This is a genomic window from Curtobacterium sp. RM9, from assembly GCF_054956955.1.
In genome coordinates, this window is the sequence record NZ_CM143271.1 from 2,087,741 (window position 1) to 2,103,058 (window position 15,318).

Sequence of the window (15,318 nt, forward strand, 5' to 3'; positions counted from 1 at the left end):
CGTCTAGCGACCCAGGAACTTCTGCAGGGACTGCATCTCTTCCTCGGTGGGCGCCTTGGTGCCCTTGGCGCCGCCGAAGCCGAAGCCCGACCCGCTCGGCGCCTGCTGCTGCGGCTGCGCGGCCGCGCCGGACGCGAGCGCCGCGCGCTTGGCCGGGTTGCCGACCTTCTTCTTCTTCGCGCCGCCGGCCTGCTGCTGCTTCTTCTTGCCGCCGTGCATGCCCGGGATCGGTCCCATGCCCGGCATCTGCGGAACGCCGCCCCGTGCGACGGTCTTCATCATCTTCGCGGCCTGCTCGAACCGGTTCACGAGGGCGTTGACCTCGGTCACGGTCGTGCCAGAGCCCTTCGCGATGCGGAGGCGACGGGAGCCGTTGAGGAGCTTCGGGAGTTCGCGCTCCTGCTTCGTCATCGACTGGATGATCGCCTCGGTGCGGACGATCTCGCCCTCGTCGAAGTTGTCGAGCGCCTCGCGCATGCCCTTGGCGCCCGGGAGCATGCCGAGCATGCCCTTGATCGACCCGGCCTTGCGGAGCTGCTGCATCTGCTCGAGGAAGTCGTTCAGCGTGAAGGAGTCGGTCGCGATCTTCTCGGCGACCTTGCGGGCCTCGTCCTCGTCGAACGCCGACTGCGCCTGCTCGATGAGCGACAGGATGTCGCCGAGGTCGAGGATGCGGCTCGCCATGCGGTCCGGATGGAACGGCTCGAAGTCGTCGAGCCCCTCACCCGTGGACGCGAACATGATCGGACGACCGGTGATGCTCGCCACCGACAGCGCCGCACCACCGCGGGCGTCGCCGTCGAGCTTCGACAGGACGACGCCGGTGAAGTCGACGCCCTCCTGGAAGGCACGGGCGGTCACGACGGCGTCCTGACCGATCATCGCGTCGATGACGAAGAGGACCTCGTCCGGGTCGACGGCCTTGCGGATGTTCGCCGCCTGCTTCATCAGCTCGGCGTCGACGCCGAGACGACCGGCGGTGTCCACGATGACCGTGTCGTACTGCTGGTCGACGGCGGCCTTGATCGCGTTCTTGGCGACCTTGACCGGGTCGCCGACACCGTTGCCGGGCTCCGGCGCGAAGACGTGCACGCCGGCCTGTTCGCCGACGACCTGGAGCTGTTGCACCGCGTTCGGCCGCTGGAGGTCCGCGGCGACGAGCATCGGGGTGTGGCCGTCCTTCTTGAGCCACTTGCCGAGCTTGCCCGCGAGGGTGGTCTTGCCCGCGCCCTGGAGGCCGGCGAGCATGATGACCGTCGGCGGCCGCTTGGCGAACTCGAGGCGGCGCTGCTGCCCGCCGAGGATGCCGACGAGTTCCTCGTTGACGATCTGGACGACCTGCTGGGCCGGGTTGAGCGCCTTGTTGACCTCGTCGGAGAGCGCACGCTCCCGGACGGAGGCGGTGAAGGACTTGACGACCTCGAGCGCGACGTCCGCGTCGAGCAGGGCCCGGCGGATCTCGCGGACGGTGCCGTCGACGTCGGACGGAGTCAGCCGGCCCTTGCTCCGCAGGTTGCGGAAGGTCTCGGTCAGCCGATCGGAGAGTGAGCCGAATTGCGCCATGATCCGTCGATCCTACCGCCCCGGCCATGGCGGCCTCTGCGCTGGAGACCAGGGGTTGTTGGACGCCGTCCAACAACGGGGGTACGGTGCTGGCATGCCGGAACTGGAGATCATCCGCTGGCCCGGGGTCCTCGACTACCCGGACGGCCTGGCCGTACAGCGCGCGTTCCACGCCGACGTCGTCGCGGGGCGCTCCCCCGGTGCGGTCGTCCTCTGCGAGCACCCGTCCGTCTTCACCGCCGGCCGCCGCACCGAGCCGGGCGACCTGCCCACCGACGGCTCCCCCGTGGTCGAGGTGGACCGCGGCGGCCGCATCACGTGGCACGGGCCGGGGCAGCTCGTCGCCTACCCGGTCGTCCGGCTCGCCGAGCCGCTCGACGTCGTGGCCTGGGTGCGCGCCCTCGAGCAGGTCCTCATCGACGCGGCGGCCGCGCTCGGCGTGCACGCCGAGCGGGTGCCCGGTCGGAGCGGCGCCTGGGTCCCCCGCCCGGTCGGGACGGCCGCCGACGGCGGTGCCGACCCGACCGGCGCGGCGGGGGCCGCGCACGACAAGGTCGGCGCGATCGGGCTGCACGTCGCCGAGGGGGTGTCCAGCCACGGCATCGCCCTGAACTGCGACAACGCGCTCGACGCCTACGCCGCGATCGTTCCGTGCGGCATCGCCGACGCCGGCGTCACCACGCTCTCCCGCGCAGCCGCACGCACGGTCACCGTCGACGACGCCGCCGCGCTCGTCGGCCCCGGCATCCAGCGCGCGTACGACGCCATGCACGACCGCACACGACAGGAGGTCACCGCATGACCATCGCCCCCGAGGGCCGCCGCATGCTGCGCGTGGAGGCCCGCAACGCCGAGACCCCCATCGAGGTCAAGCCCGCGTGGATCAAGACACGCGCCACGCAGGGTCCGGCCTTCCGTGAGCTCTCCGGGCTGGTGCGCGAGCAGCAGTTGCACACCGTGTGCCAGGAGGCCGGCTGCCCGAACGTCTTCGAGTGCTGGGAGGACCGCGAGGCCACGTTCCTCATCGGCGGCTCGCAGTGCACCCGTCGGTGCGACTTCTGCCAGATCGACACCGGCAAGCCCGAGGACCTCGACCGCGACGAGCCCCGCCGCGTCGCGGACTCGGTCGTGTCGATGGGACTCAGGTACGCGACCGTGACCGGCGTCGCCCGCGACGACCTCGACGACGGCGGCGCCTGGCTCTACGCGGAGACCATCCGGCAGATCCACGAGCAGTCGCCCGGCACCGGCGTCGAGATCCTGGTGCCGGACTTCAACGGCCGACCGGACCAGCTCGGCCAGGTCTTCGACGCCCGCCCCGAGGTCTTCGCGCACAACGTCGAGACGGTCCCCCGGATCTTCAAGCGGATCCGACCGGCCTTCCGCTTCGACCGCTCGCTCGACGTCCTCACGCAGGGGCACGACGCGGGGCTCGTGACGAAGTCGAACCTCATCCTCGGCATGGGCGAGGAGCGGGCCGAGGTCGAGGACGCCCTGCACCAGCTGTTCGACGCCGGGACGGACATCATCACGCTGACGCAGTACCTCCGCCCGTCGCCCCGACACCTGCCCGTCGCCCGCTGGGTGAAGCCGGAGGAGTTCGTCGAGCTCCGCGAGGTCGCCGAACGGATCGGGTTCGCCGGGGTGCTCGCCGGGCCGCTGGTGCGCTCGTCCTACCGGGCCGGCCGCCTCTGGGCTCGCGCCACGGTGGCGCGCGGCGGGACCGTCCCGCCGCACCTGGCGCACCTGCTCGACGCGTCGCCCGGACGGCAGGCCGTGTGAGGCGGTGGAGACGGCCGACGACACACGGGAGGCGCGGTGCCAGCCGGCACCGCGCCTCCCGTGTGTCAGGTGGTCGCGTCGGGACGCGACGGTCGGTCGCTACGCGCGGCCGCGGATGCTCCGGAGGAGCCAGCCGATGACCGCCAGCAGGATGAGCACGATGCCCACCCAGAGCAGGAACTTCAGCGCACCGACGAAGATGCCGCTGAAGAGCAGGACGAGGCCGACGATGATCGCGATGATCAGCAGTGCGGGCATGAGGGTCTCCAATCCCTGGAACGAGACCGAGCGGGTGCCCGGGCCGTCCGAGACGCTACTCGCTGCGGGACGATCGCGTTCGCTCGGTCGCTAGCCGACCAGGTTCTGCACGAACACGTGCGGCGTGAAGCCGGTGAGGTCGTTGATGCCCTCGCCCTGTCCGATGAGCTTGATCGGGATGCCCGTCTTCTCCTGCACGCTGAGCACGAAGCCGGCCTTGGCGGACCCGTCGAGCTTCGTGATGACGAGCCCGGTGACGCCGGCGCCCTCGATGAAGGCCTGCGCCTGCGCGAGCCCGTTCTGCCCGGTGGTGGCGTCGAGCACGAGCAGGACCTCGGCGATCTCGGTCTGCTTCTCGACGACGCGCTTGATCTTCGACAGTTCGTCCATCAGCCCGGCCTTGGTGTGCAGCCGGCCGGCGGTGTCGATCACCACGATCTCGGTGCCGTCGCGCATGGCCTTCTCGACGGTCTGGTACGCCACGGACGCCGGGTCCTGGCCGGGCTGCGACGGCCGGACGACCTCGACTCCGGCACGCTCGGCCCACGTCGCGACCTGCTCGACGGCGGCCGCGCGGAACGTGTCCGCTGCGCCGACCACGACCGTGCGGTCGTACGTCTTGAGGAACTTCGCGAACTTGCCGATCGTGGTGGTCTTGCCCACGCCGTTCACGCCCACGACGAGCACGACGGCGGGCCGGTTGCTGAGCTTGAGCGTCGTGTCGAGCTTCGACAGGCGCTCCTCGAGGACCTCGCGGAGCATGCGCTGCAGGTCGGCCGGGTCGGTGGTGCCGTACCGGTCGACGCGCGCGTGCAGGTCCTCGACGACCTCCTCGGTGATGTCCGGGCCGAAGTCGGCGCCGATCAACGCGGTCTCGAGGTCGTCCCACGTGGTCTCGTCGATCGTCTTGCGCTGGAACAGCCCGCGCAGCCGGGAGGACAGTGACCAGGTACTCGCCATGTTCCCAGCTTAGAGCGCGGCGGATGGGTGCCGTGCCCGGTATCGTTGGGTGCTGAAGGGGAGTACTCCACTTCGGCGCACCCGTCAGTACGGTCTGGGACGATCCAGGCCCGGGACGCCGGTCGTGTCGGACCACTCGGTCGACACGGCGGAAGAGACCTTCAGGCATCGGCGTACCCGCTTCCCGCGGTGCGCCCCGAACCTGAAGGACCTCCGTTGGACGTTCCCCTCTATGTCTGGCTCCTCACGATCGCCGGCATCCTCGCGCTGCTCGTGTTCGACTTCTACTCGCACGTCCGCACGCCGCACGTGCCGCACATCCGCGAATCCGCGTTCTGGTCCGCGTTCTACATCGGCCTCGCGATCCTGTTCGGTGTCGGCGTGCTGGTGTTCGGCGGCGGCCAAGCCGGTGGTGAGTACTTCGCCGGGTGGTTGACCGAGAAGGCGTTGTCCGTCGACAACCTCTTCGTCTTCCTCATCATCATGTCGAGCTTCGCGGTGCCGAAGGAGTTCCAGCAGAAGGTCCTCCTCGTCGGTGTCGCGATCGCGCTCCTCGCCCGCGGCGTGTTCATCGCCCTCGGCGTCACGATCATCGAGAACTTCTCGTGGGTGTTCTACCTGTTCGGCGCGCTGCTGTTCTGGCTCGCGTGGTCGCAGGCCCGCGGCAGCGGTGAGCACGATGCGTCCGAGGGCGACTCGCGCCTCATCCGCATCCTGCGTCGCATCATCCCGACCTCGAAGGACTACGACGGCGACCGGCTGACGACCCGCGTCGACGGCAAGCGCCTGTTCACCCCGATGCTGCTCGTGATGGTCGCGATCGGCCTCACCGACGTGCTCTTCGCACTCGACTCCATCCCCGCGATCTTCGGCCTGACGCAGGACGCCTTCATCGTCTTCACCGCGAACGCGTTCTCGCTGCTCGGGCTCCGCCAGCTGTACTTCCTCATCGCGGGGCTGCTGGAACGCCTCATCTACCTCGGGCAGGGCCTGGCCGTCATCCTCGCCTTCATCGGCGTGAAGCTCGTGTTCCACGCGATGCACGTCAACGAGCTGCCGTTCATCAACGGCGGCGAGCACATCGAGTGGGCGCCGGAGATCCCGATCTGGTTCTCGCTGACGTTCATCGCGCTGACGATCACCGTGGCCACGATCGCCTCGCTCGTCGTGTCGAAGAAGCGGCAGGAGCGCGGGCTCACCCCGACGGGGCAGCCGCGCGAGGCGGCGGAGGCCGACGCGAAGTAGTCGTCGTCCGCAACGGACGGGAGGCGCGGTGCCAGCTGGCACCGCGCCTCCCGTCCGTGGCCCGGTTCGTCGGACTTCACGCGCTGAGCGACACGTCACGGCGCCGTGGGCGCGTGACGTGTCGCTCAGCGCGTGAGGTCGTGCCGCGCGCCGTGGCGCCCCGCGGCGGCGCGGCGCTACGCGACCGCCGCGTCCGCGTCCGCGTCGGCGACCGCGTCGGCCGGCTCCGCCTGCCGGCGCTGCACGCGCTGGCCGACCACCGCCGAGACCCCGTCCTGCCGCATCGACACCCCGTACAGCGCGTCGGCGATCTCCATCGTGCGCTTCTGGTGCGTGATCACGATGAGCTGCGACGACTCCCGGAGCCGCTCGAACACGGTCAGCAGGCGCCCGAGGTTGGCGTCGTCGAGCGCCGCCTCCACCTCGTCCATGATGTAGAACGGCGACGGGCGCGCGGTGAAGATCGCCACGAGCAACGCCACCGCCGCCAGGGACCGCTCGCCACCGGACAGCAGCGTGAGCCGGTCGATCTTCTTGCCGGCGGGCCTGACCTGCACCTCGATGCCGGTGTGCAGCAGGTCGTCCGGGTTCGTCAGCGCGATCGATCCGGAGCCGCCGGGGAACAGGATCGGGAAGATGACGTCGAACGCCTCGCGGGTGTCGTGGAACGCGGACTCGAAGATCGTCTGCATCTTCGTGTCGAGCTCGTCGATGATCGTCATGAGGTCGGTGCGGGTCTTCTGCAGGTCCTCGAGCTGCTCGGTGAGGAACGCGTGCCGCTGTTCGAGCGCCTGGAACTCCTCGAGCGCGAGCGGGTTCACCTTGCCGAGCCGGCCGAGGTCGCGCTCGGCCGCTGCGAGGCGCTGCTCCTGCTCGGCGCGGACGTAGGGCACGGTCTCGACGTCGGCGAGGTCGACATCGTCGGTGGCGTCGAACTCGGGCAGCGCGGGGCCGCCGGGCAGCGTGGACTCGGCGTCCACGAGGTCCGCGTCGGTGCCGTCGTCGGCGTCGAGGCCGATCGCTGCGGCGTCGTCCGCCGCGGCGTCGTCGACGTCGGTCGCGGTGTCCCCGGCGTCCGGGACGGTGCCGTCGCCGCCCGCCGCCGCGGCGGCTGCCCGCGCCCGCTCCGCCTCGCGGTGCCTCCGCGCGAGCACCCGCGGGTCGACGAGCACGTCCACCGGCACCGGCACGGTCGGCCCGTACTCGGCGACGAGCACCGACTCGACGAGCCCGAGCTCGCTCTGCGCGCGGTCGAGGATGCCCGACACGTGCAGCTTCTTCTCGTAGATCTCCATCTCGAGCGAGTGCACACCGTCCGTGACGGTCTGCAGCCGGTCCCGCAGCTCGCGCTCCTCGTTCCGGATCGTCTGCAGCTCGACGTTGCGCTTCGACCGCTCGGACTCCTCCGTGGCCAGTCGCACCCGCGCCTCGGCGAGCGACCGGTCCACCGCCGCGAGCAGCCCGGGCAGGTCGGCGAGGACGTGCTCCGCGACCCTGATCTGCCCACGCCGGACCACTGCGAGCCGTGCGGCTTCCTCGGCTGCGGCCCGCTCGGCCTCGAGCTGGCGCTGCAGCGCATCGGCGCGCCGTCGTTCGGAGCGGACCCGCTCGCGCACCGTCTCGACCTGGATGCGCTGCTCGATCTCGCTGGCACGCGCGGCCTCGAGCGCGTCCTGGAGCGCCGGGCGGCCGGAGGCGTCGACCGTCGGACGCGGACGCTCGGTGAACGCGCGGTGCGCCGCCTCGGCCTCGGTGAGGGCCGCGTCCGCGGCCTCGACCGCGCCGTCCGTCTCGGCCAGCGCGGCACGCAGGCGCGCCACCTCGGCGACGGCGTTCTCCGCCTTCGCCCGGGTGGAGGCGCTGGTCCGGTCGTACTCGGCGGTCGCGCGCGCGTGCGCGCGGGCAGCCGCGTCGGCGTCGTCCGCCGTCCGGCGCGCGTCCTCGACGGCGGTCCGAGCGGTCTGGAGGCGCGTGGCCGCGTCCGCCGCGTCCGTCGCGACCGCGTCGCGACGGACACGGGCCGCGTCGCGCTCCGCGGCGAGCTCGATGCGCGAAGTCACTCGCTCCCCGCCGCCGGTCATGCGGACCGCACGGACGAGGTCACCGGAGGTCGTGACCACGGTGGCGTGCGGGGCGGCGGTGAGCACCGCCTCCAGGTCGACCGCGTCGGACTCCGCGACCAGCGTGTCCCGCAGGACGGCCGCGAGGGCGGGCGGACCCTGCACCACGTCGAGCGCGCGTCGCACGCCGGCGGGGAGCTGTGCGGGCAGGGTCGGCGCCGGACCGGTGGCGTCGGCGACGACGACGTCGATGCGGCCGAGGTCCGCGGCGCGGGCGTGCGCGACCGCGTCGAACGCGACCCGGCGGTCCTCCGCGAGCACGGCGTCGGCGAGCCCGTCGAGGGCGACGGCGACGGCGGCCTCGAACCCGGGAGCGACCGTCAGCCGGTCCGCGAGACGACCGACGATGCCGTCGCGTCCGGCCTCGACCAGCGCCTGCGAGCCGTCGCGGACGTCGATGGACATGCCGAGCGCGGCGACCCGGGCGTCCAGCGCGTCGCGCTCGCGTTCGAGGGCGTGCAGTCGGTCGCGGATCTCGTCTCGCGCGGCCTGCGCGGACTCCTGCTCGGCGCGGGCGGTCTCGACGGCGGTGGCCAGCGCCTCCTCGTCGACGCCCTCGCCGGGGTCCGCGCCGAGTTCCGCCAGGGCCGCGGCGGCACGGTCGGCACGCTCCCCCGCTTCGGCGAGGGCGCGCTCGCGACGCTCCCGGTCGGCGACGGACGACCCGCGCTTCGACCGGGCGACGTCGACGGCGCTGGCGAGTCGCTGCGCCTCGAGGTCGTGCTGCGACACGAGCGCGGCCTGCGCGGCGATCTGCTCGTCGAGGGCGTCGAGCCCGGCACGGGCGTCACGGACGGTCTGCGCCGCAGCCGCCATGCCGCCGGCCATCTCCGTCGCGCGGGCGTCCAGCCGGTCGGCCTCGTCGCGGACGCCCTGCACGCGCTCCGGCGTGATCGTCGGGCCCTGCTGCGGGGCATCGGCCTGCTGCGCGAGGAACATCAGGCGCTGGTTCGCCAGACTCGACAGTCCGCGGAGCCGCTCCTGCACGCTCTCCAGTCGGTGCACCACGGTGCGTGCCCGGTCGACGTCGTCGCCGACCATGCTCTGCTCGACGTGCTGCTGCCGGACGCGCGTCTGTTCGAGGCGCTCCTGGAGCACGATCCGTTCGGACTTCCGGCCGGTCTCGATCTCCTGGTGCTCGTGCAGCTCGCGGCGCAGCCGGACCACGTCGTCCGCCAGGATGCGGGCCTTGGCGTCGCGAGCGACGGCGGCGACGGACTGCGCCTTCCGGGCCACCTCGGCCTGGCGTCCGAGCGGCTTGAGCTGCCGGCGGATCTCCCCCGCGAGGTCGGACAGGCGCGTCAGGTTCGTCTGCATCGCCTCGAGCTTGCGGAGCGTCTTCTCCTTGCGGCGGCGGTGCTTCAGGATGCCCGCAGCCTCCTCGATGAAGCCGCGGCGGTCCTCGGGGGTCGCGTGCAGGACCTTGTCGAGCTGCCCCTGCCCGACGATCACGTGCATCTCGCGGCCGAGGCCGGTGTCGCTGAGGAGCTCCTGCACGTCGAGCAGCCGGCAGTTCTCGCCGTTGATGGCGTACTCGCTGCCGCCGTTGCGGAACAGCGTGCGGGAGATCGTCACCTCGGAGTAGTCGATCGGCAGGAGTCCGTCGGTGTTGTCGATGGTGAGGAGCACCTGGGCGCGGCCGAGCGGACCGCGGGTGGAGGTGCCGGCGAAGATGACGTCCTCCATCTTGCCGCCGCGGAGCGTCTTCGCGCCCTGCTCCCCCATCACCCAGGCCAGGGCGTCGACCACGTTCGACTTGCCCGAGCCGTTCGGGCCGACGATGCAGGTGACACCGGGCTCGAACGCGAACGTCGTCGGCTGCGCGAAGGACTTGAACCCCTTGATGGTGAGGCTCTTCAAGTACATGCGGGGCTCCGGTCGCTCTGGTTGGCGTCAGGCTAACGCGAGCGACGCCGCGGAGCGGGTTGGCACACGGGGCAGATGTGGCTCGACCGGTTCATGAAGGCCTCGCGCACGATCGTCGTGCCACACCGTGGGCACGGCTTCCCCTGCTGCCCGTAGACGTTCAGGCGCTGCGAGAAGTACCCGGACTTCCCGTTCACGTTGACGTACTGGGCGTCGAAGCTCGTGCCGCCGTCCTCGAGCGCACGGCCCAGCACCGCACGGACCTCGGCCAGCAGCAGCTGGAGCGACGCGCGCGGCAGTCGGTCCGCCGGGCGGTCGTAGTGCAGCTTCGCCGCCCACAACGACTCGTCGGCGTAGATGTTGCCGATGCCGCTGATGACGCCCTGGTCGAGCAGGACGCGCTTGATGCCGCTCGAGCGCTTCCGGGCCATCGCGGCGAAGCGGTCGTCGTCGAAGGCGGGGTCGAGCGGGTCGCGGGCGATGTGCGACACCTGCTTCGGGATCCACCGGCGCCAGGGGGCGTCCGGGTCCGTGGTGTCCACCGACCCCGCCGAGCCGGCGGGTGCGCCGTCGACCGTCGGGAGCATGGCGTCGATCGCCATCGAGCCGAAGGTGCGCTGGTCGACGAACTCGAGGGCGACGGGGCGCTCGGGAGCGCCGGTGCGGTCGGTGCCCGCAGGCTGTACCTCGATGAGGATGCGGCGGTGGCGGGAGGGCTCGTGGGCGGTCCCGCCGTCGGAGTCCGTCACGGCGTCCGCCTCGGTCTGCGGGACCGTGGGTGCGACGTCGCTCCCGCGTCGGAGCAGGACCTGGCCGCTCATGCCGAGGTGGGTGACGAGTGCCTCGGGGCGCTCGCTGCCGTCGGCACCGGCTCCGGGCTCCAGCGGGAACCACATGAACTTCCCGCGGCGGACGGCGGCGGCGATCGTCCGACCGGTGAGCCGCTCGGCGAAGTCCTCGGCAGGACCGTCGTGCCGGGTCAGGGCGCGGTCGTCGACGACATCGACGTGCAGCACCCGGGCGCCGGCGACGGCGGGTTCGAGGCCGGCGCGGACGACCTCGACCTCGGGGAGTTCGGGCACGCGGTCAGGCCGCCCGGCCGGAGAGTCGAGTCCACGCCTGGAGCGCAGCGGCCATCTCGGCGGTCTTCTTGCTCGACCCGCTGCCCGTCGAGACGTCCTCACCCTGCAGCACGACCGTCGCGTGGAAGGTCTTGTCGTGGTCGGGGCCGTCCTCGGTCACCCGGTACGACGGGTTGCCGAGCGACAGGCTCGACGCGAGTTCCTGCAGACTCGTCTTCGGGTCCATCGCGGCACCGAAACGGTCCGGGTCGATCAGCAGCGGCTCGACGAGCCGGAGCACGAGCTCCGTCGCCGGGTCGGGGCCGGCGGACAGGTAGGTCGCGCCGATGACCGCCTCGACGGTGTCGGCCAGGATCGACGACTTGTCGCGGCCACCCGTCTGCTCCTCACCCTTGCCGAGCCGGAGGTACTGGCCGAGCCCGATCATGCGGGCGATCTCGGCGAGGGCGACCGTCGAGACGAGGCTGGCACGCCGCTTGGCGAGGTCGCCTTCGTCGAGGTCGGGGAAGGACCGGAAGAGCTTCACGGTCACGGCCTGGCCGAGGATGGAGTCCCCGAGGAACTCGAGGCGTTCGTTGTGCCCGATGCCACCGTGCTCGTACGCGTACGAGCGGTGGGTCAGGGCGAGCTGCAGCAGCTCGGGGTCGATGTCGACCCCGAGCATGCTCCGCAGACGAACGACGTCCGGCCCCACGGGGCGGGACCCCGCGGCGCCGGACGTCGATGCCATGCGTGCTGTCCGATCAGACGTCGGCGACCTTGCGGCCCTTGTACTCCATGTACAGGGGGGTGCCGGCCGAGTCCTCGACGACCTTCGCGCGGTGCGGGAGGCTGTAGGTGACCTTACCGCCCTCGATGGTCTTCACGAGCTGGACCGGCGCGGCCTTCCACTGCGAACGACGGGCGTGCGTGTTGGCACGGGACTGCTTGCGCTTGGGAACGGCCATGGTGGTTCTCTTTCGGTTGGTCGGTGGTCAGGGCGAGGGCGCGGCGGTCAGTCGGCCTGGTCGGCGTCGGACCGCACCTGACCCTCGGTGGTCTGGGTGTCGTCGGTGCTGTCGGGGGCGGAGTCGCTCGGGGTGAAGGCACCCAGTGCAGCCCACCGCGGGTCCACGACCTCGTGAGCGCGCTGCTCGCCGATGTCGGCCAGGCGCTCACCCGTCACCGGGTCGAGTCCTGGGCAGTCCGGTCGGCAGACCGGCTGGAACGGCAGCGCCAGCACCACCGCATCTCGAACGACCTGTTCACAATCCACGTGGTCATCGTGAACGAAGAAGTCGAAATCCTCCGAGGCATCATACGCGAACAGCTCGGCGAAATCGACCTCGACGGGCTCGCTGATCTCGATCAGGCAGCGCGAGCACTCCCCGACCGCCTCGGCGGACGCGTGACCGGAGACGAGCACACCCTCGTGCAGGCCCTCGAGCCGCACGTCGATCTGCATCTCGGCGCCCTCGCGCACGCTGATGACGCCGGCACCCATCGCGTCGGGCACCGTGATGTCGAGCGTGTGCTCGCGCATCTCGCCCGGCCGGTGCGCGAGATCGCGCACGCGCAGGGCGTAGGGGCTGTTCACGGGGGAAGACACGATCGTCAAGCCTAGCGCGCTCCGGCCCGCGAGTCGAGGCGGGCGGGTCCGGCGTGGCGTGGCGGACCGGCTCCTCGCCGACCGGTGGTCAGTGCGCGAGGTGCTCCTGCAGCGCCGTCGCGACCGCGGCCGGGACGTAGGGCGTCACGTCGCCCCCGAGCGTCGCGACCTGCCGGATGAGCGAGCTCGACACGTGCGCCCGGGACGCCTCCGGCAGCAGGAACACCGTCTCCACGTCGGCCAGGTGCCGGTTCATGATCGCCATCGGCGTCTCGTAGGCGACGTCCTCGCCCGACCGGACGCCCTTGACGAGCACCGAGGCGCCCACCTGACGGCAGTAGTCGACCAGGAGCCCGGCGGTCCACTCCCCCACGCGCACGGAGCCGGGCGCGCCCACCTCGGCCAGCGACTCCTGGATCAGCCGCACCCGGTCGGCGGCCTGGAACATCGCCGGCTTCTTGTCGGGGTTGTGCACGACGAGGACGTGCACCTCGTCGAACAGCTTCGCCGCCCGCCCGATCACGTCGAGGTGTCCGAGGGTGACGGGGTCGAAGGAACCGGGGACCACCGCGATCTGCGCCATGGCCGCCACGCTACCGGTGCCCCGCCGTCGGCGGCTGTGGTCAGTTCTTGCCGAGGAACGCCGCGTCGGAGTCGTCCAGCCGGCGCGCCAGGGCCTCACGCAGGGCCGGGTGCCCCTCGAGCTGCGGGTCGGGTCCGAGCACGCGCTCGGCCTCCTCGCGCGCGTCGACGATGAGGTCGGCGTGCTCGACCACGCGCAGCAGGTTGAGCGAGCTCCGGCCGCCTGACTGCCGCTCGCCGAGGACGTCGCCCTCGCGCCGGAGCTCGAGGTCCACGCGCGCGAGCTCGAAGCCGTCGTCCGATGCGGCCACGGCGTCGACCCGCTCGCGGGCGGTCGTCTCGGCCTCGGCCGTGGTCACGAGGAGGCACACGCCCGCGTACTGACCGCGACCGATGCGCCCCCGGAGCTGGTGAAGCTGGGAGACCCCGAAGCGGTCGGCGTCCAGGACCGCCATCATCGAGGCGTTCGGCACGTCCACGCCGACCTCGATCACCGTCGTGGCCACGAGGACGTCCACGTCCCCGGCGGCGAACGAGGTCATCACGCGGTCCTTCTCGTCCGCCGTCATCCGGCCGTGCAGGACCTCGATCCGGCGTCCGTCGAGCACCGGCATCGCGCGCATCCGCTCGGCGGTCGCGAGCACGGTCGCCGGGGCGCGCTTCGGTGTCTCGTCGTCGTCGGCGTCCGGGTCCGGCTCGCCGTCGTCCTCGGCGTGGGCGTCGTCGATCGCCGGGCACACCACGAACGCCTGCCGGCCGGCTGCGAGCTCCTCGGCCATCCGGCTCCAGATGCGGCCCTCCCACCCCGGGTGCTCGGCCAGGCCCACCGCGAACGTCTCCACCCCGGCGCGGCCGGACGGCAACCCGGTGATCGTCGAGACGTCGAGGTCGCCGAACACGGTCATCGCGACCGTGCGCGGGATCGGCGTCGCGGTGAGGACGAGCACGTGCGGCGGGGTCGAGCCCTTCGCCCGCAGGGCCTCGCGCTGCTCGACGCCGAACCGGTGCTGCTCGTCGACGACCACGAGGCCGAGCTCGGCGAAGTCGACCCGGTCCCCGAGCAGGGCGTGCGTGCCCACGACGAGCCGCGAGCTACCGGACGCCGCCGCGAGGAGGGCCCGGCGACGTTCGTCGGTCGACTGCGACCCGGTGAGGATCACCGGTCGGAGGTCGGCCGCGAGGTCCGGCCCGAGGAACTTCACGATGGAGCGGAGGTGCTGCGCGGCGAGGACCTCCGTCGGGGCGATCAGGGCGCTCTGCCCGCCGGACTCGGCGACCGTGAGCATCGCGCGGATCGCCACGAGGGTCTTGCCGGACCCGACCTCGCCCTGCACGAGCCGGTGCATCGGCCAGTCACCCGCGAGGTCGTGCGCGATCTCGTCCCCCACCGCGCGCTGGTCGTCCGTCAGCGTGAACGGCAACGAGGCGTCGAACCGTTCGAGCACCCCGCCGGGCGACGCCGTGCGCGGGGTCGCGGCGGTCGCTCGCGCCGCGATGCGGCGCTGGACCAGGGCCGTCTGCAGCACGAACGCCTCGCGGTAGCGGAGGGCGTCCTGCGCGCGCTTGAAGTCGGCGACCTTCTCGGGCCGGTGCAGCAGCTCGAGCGCGCGTCGGAACGGCACGAGGTCGAGCCGGGTGCGCACACGCGCCGGGATCGGGTCAGGGACGTCGGGCAGCGTGTCGAGCACGATGCCGATCGACTTGGCGATCTGCCACGAGGACAGCGATGCGGTCGCCGGGTAGATCGGGATCGGCTGCCGGGACCACCGGATCGCCTCTTCGTCCTCGGGGTCGGCGGTCGCGCGTGGGTCGTCGCGGTCGAACAGCTCGTAGTCGGGGTGCGCCAGCTGCCGCGCGCCCCGGTAGTCGCTGACCTTGCCCGCGAAGATGCCACGCGCACCGGGCACGAGGTCCTTCGTCCGCCACCCCTGGTTGAAGAAGGTCAGCGTGAGCAGCCCCTTGCCGTCACCGATCTTCGCTTCGAGGATCGAGCCACGGCGGGCGCGCATGGTCCGCTCGCGCACGTCGACGACCTCGGCCACGATGGTCACGGACTCGCCGATCGCGAGCGAGTCGAGTGCCGTCAGTGCGCCCCGCTCGGCGTAGCGGCGCGGCGCGTGCTCGAGGAACTCACCCACCGTCCGGTAGCCGAAGGCCTTCTCGATCGCGCTCGCCGTGCGTCCGCCGAGCACACCGCTGAGCCGGGCGTCGAGGGGCGCCGGACCGAGGTCCGGCGTCGCCGCCGGTGCGGGGCTCGCGGAGGTGACCACGC

Annotated in this window: 13 protein-coding genes; 3 read left to right on the forward strand and 10 right to left on the reverse strand. The window is 71.9% G+C overall.

Annotated elements, in window-relative coordinates; all coding sequences use genetic code 11:
* Positions 1-3 precede the first annotated feature (3 nt).
* Positions 4-1,563, reverse strand: coding sequence for a signal recognition particle protein (ffh, locus tag ACY3FI_RS09885; protein ID WP_462547360.1), 1,560 nt, complete (start codon positions 1,561-1,563; stop codon positions 4-6).
* A 94-nt stretch (positions 1,564-1,657) separates the two neighbouring features.
* On the opposite strand from ffh, the gene lipB reads away from it, so the two are divergent.
* Positions 1,658-2,365 (forward strand): lipoyl(octanoyl) transferase LipB, encoded by a 708-nt coding sequence (gene lipB, locus ACY3FI_RS09890; RefSeq protein ID WP_462547362.1) that lies wholly within the window; start codon positions 1,658-1,660, stop codon positions 2,363-2,365.
* Positions 2,362-3,345 carry a lipoyl synthase gene (gene lipA, locus ACY3FI_RS09895; protein WP_462547363.1) on the forward strand — a complete coding sequence of 328 codons (984 nt, stop codon included), beginning with the start codon at positions 2,362-2,364 and terminating at the stop codon, positions 3,343-3,345. Before lipB ends, lipA begins: the two co-directional genes overlap by 4 nt.
* A gap of 99 nt (positions 3,346-3,444) precedes the next feature.
* Here the strand turns inward: lipA and ACY3FI_RS09900 are convergent, their stop codons facing one another.
* Positions 3,445-3,603: a DUF4175 domain-containing protein gene (locus ACY3FI_RS09900; protein ID WP_137767577.1), complete on the reverse strand. Its 159-nt coding sequence runs from the start codon at positions 3,601-3,603 to the stop codon at positions 3,445-3,447.
* Positions 3,604-3,693: 90 nt separating this feature from the next.
* Positions 3,694-4,563, reverse strand: a complete 870-nt coding sequence (gene ftsY, locus ACY3FI_RS09905) for a signal recognition particle-docking protein FtsY (protein ID WP_462547364.1) — start codon at positions 4,561-4,563, stop codon at positions 3,694-3,696.
* Positions 4,564-4,779: 216 nt separating this feature from the next.
* Here ftsY and ACY3FI_RS09910 point away from each other — a divergent pair, with 216 nt between their 5' ends.
* Complete coding sequence (locus tag ACY3FI_RS09910; protein WP_462547365.1) at positions 4,780-5,808, forward strand: TerC family protein; 1,029 nt, start codon at positions 4,780-4,782, stop codon at positions 5,806-5,808.
* Positions 5,809-5,984: 176 nt separating this feature from the next.
* Here the strand turns inward: ACY3FI_RS09910 and ACY3FI_RS09915 are convergent, their stop codons facing one another.
* The 7 genes from ACY3FI_RS09915 to ACY3FI_RS09945 all read right to left on the reverse strand — a co-directional run bounded on the left by ACY3FI_RS09915 (position 5,985) and on the right by ACY3FI_RS09945 (position 15,316).
* Positions 5,985-9,794, reverse strand: a complete 3,810-nt coding sequence (locus ACY3FI_RS09915; RefSeq protein WP_462547366.1) for an AAA family ATPase — start codon at positions 9,792-9,794, stop codon at positions 5,985-5,987.
* 32 nt (positions 9,795-9,826) lie between these two features.
* A complete protein-coding gene (mutM, locus tag ACY3FI_RS09920) occupies positions 9,827-10,876 on the reverse strand; it encodes a bifunctional DNA-formamidopyrimidine glycosylase/DNA-(apurinic or apyrimidinic site) lyase (protein WP_462547367.1) in 1,050 nt (349 codons plus the stop codon).
* Between the two features lie 4 nt (positions 10,877-10,880).
* Positions 10,881-11,606, reverse strand: coding sequence for a ribonuclease III (rnc, locus tag ACY3FI_RS09925; protein WP_462547368.1), 726 nt, complete (start codon positions 11,604-11,606; stop codon positions 10,881-10,883).
* Between the two features lie 13 nt (positions 11,607-11,619).
* The gene (gene rpmF / locus ACY3FI_RS09930) at positions 11,620-11,823 is read right to left on the reverse strand and encodes a 50S ribosomal protein L32 (protein WP_071292475.1); all 204 of its coding nucleotides are present in this window, start codon (positions 11,821-11,823) and stop codon (positions 11,620-11,622) included.
* A gap of 47 nt (positions 11,824-11,870) precedes the next feature.
* Positions 11,871-12,464, reverse strand: a complete 594-nt coding sequence (locus ACY3FI_RS09935; protein WP_462547369.1) for a YceD family protein — start codon at positions 12,462-12,464, stop codon at positions 11,871-11,873.
* Positions 12,465-12,552: 88 nt separating this feature from the next.
* Entirely contained in the window at positions 12,553-13,047 is a 495-nt protein-coding gene (gene coaD / locus ACY3FI_RS09940; protein WP_462547370.1) for a pantetheine-phosphate adenylyltransferase, read from the reverse strand.
* A gap of 40 nt (positions 13,048-13,087) precedes the next feature.
* Positions 13,088-15,316, reverse strand: coding sequence for an ATP-dependent DNA helicase RecG (locus ACY3FI_RS09945; protein WP_462547371.1), 2,229 nt, complete (start codon positions 15,314-15,316; stop codon positions 13,088-13,090).
* Positions 15,317-15,318 lie beyond the last annotated feature (2 nt).

What these genes read in the sequence shown, in the direction of transcription:
- rnc (WP_462547368.1), bottom strand. Translation starts at nt 11,606, where the DNA reads ATGGCATCGACGTCCGGCGCCGCGGGGTCCCGCCCCGTGGGGCCGGAC.
- ACY3FI_RS09915 (WP_462547366.1), bottom strand. Translation starts at nt 9,794, where the DNA reads ATGTACTTGAAGAGCCTCACCATCAAGGGGTTCAAGTCCTTCGCGCAG.
- ftsY (WP_462547364.1), bottom strand. Translation starts at nt 4,563, where the DNA reads ATGGCGAGTACCTGGTCACTGTCCTCCCGGCTGCGCGGGCTGTTCCAG.
- lipB (WP_462547362.1), top strand. Translation starts at nt 1,658, where the DNA reads ATGCCGGAACTGGAGATCATCCGCTGGCCCGGGGTCCTCGACTACCCG.
- ffh (WP_462547360.1), bottom strand. Translation starts at nt 1,563, where the DNA reads ATGGCGCAATTCGGCTCACTCTCCGATCGGCTGACCGAGACCTTCCGC.
- rpmF (WP_071292475.1), bottom strand. Translation starts at nt 11,823, where the DNA reads ATGGCCGTTCCCAAGCGCAAGCAGTCCCGTGCCAACACGCACGCCCGT.
- ACY3FI_RS09900 (WP_137767577.1), bottom strand. Translation starts at nt 3,603, where the DNA reads ATGCCCGCACTGCTGATCATCGCGATCATCGTCGGCCTCGTCCTGCTC.
- lipA (WP_462547363.1), top strand. Translation starts at nt 2,362, where the DNA reads ATGACCATCGCCCCCGAGGGCCGCCGCATGCTGCGCGTGGAGGCCCGC.
- coaD (WP_462547370.1), bottom strand. Translation starts at nt 13,047, where the DNA reads ATGGCGCAGATCGCGGTGGTCCCCGGTTCCTTCGACCCCGTCACCCTC.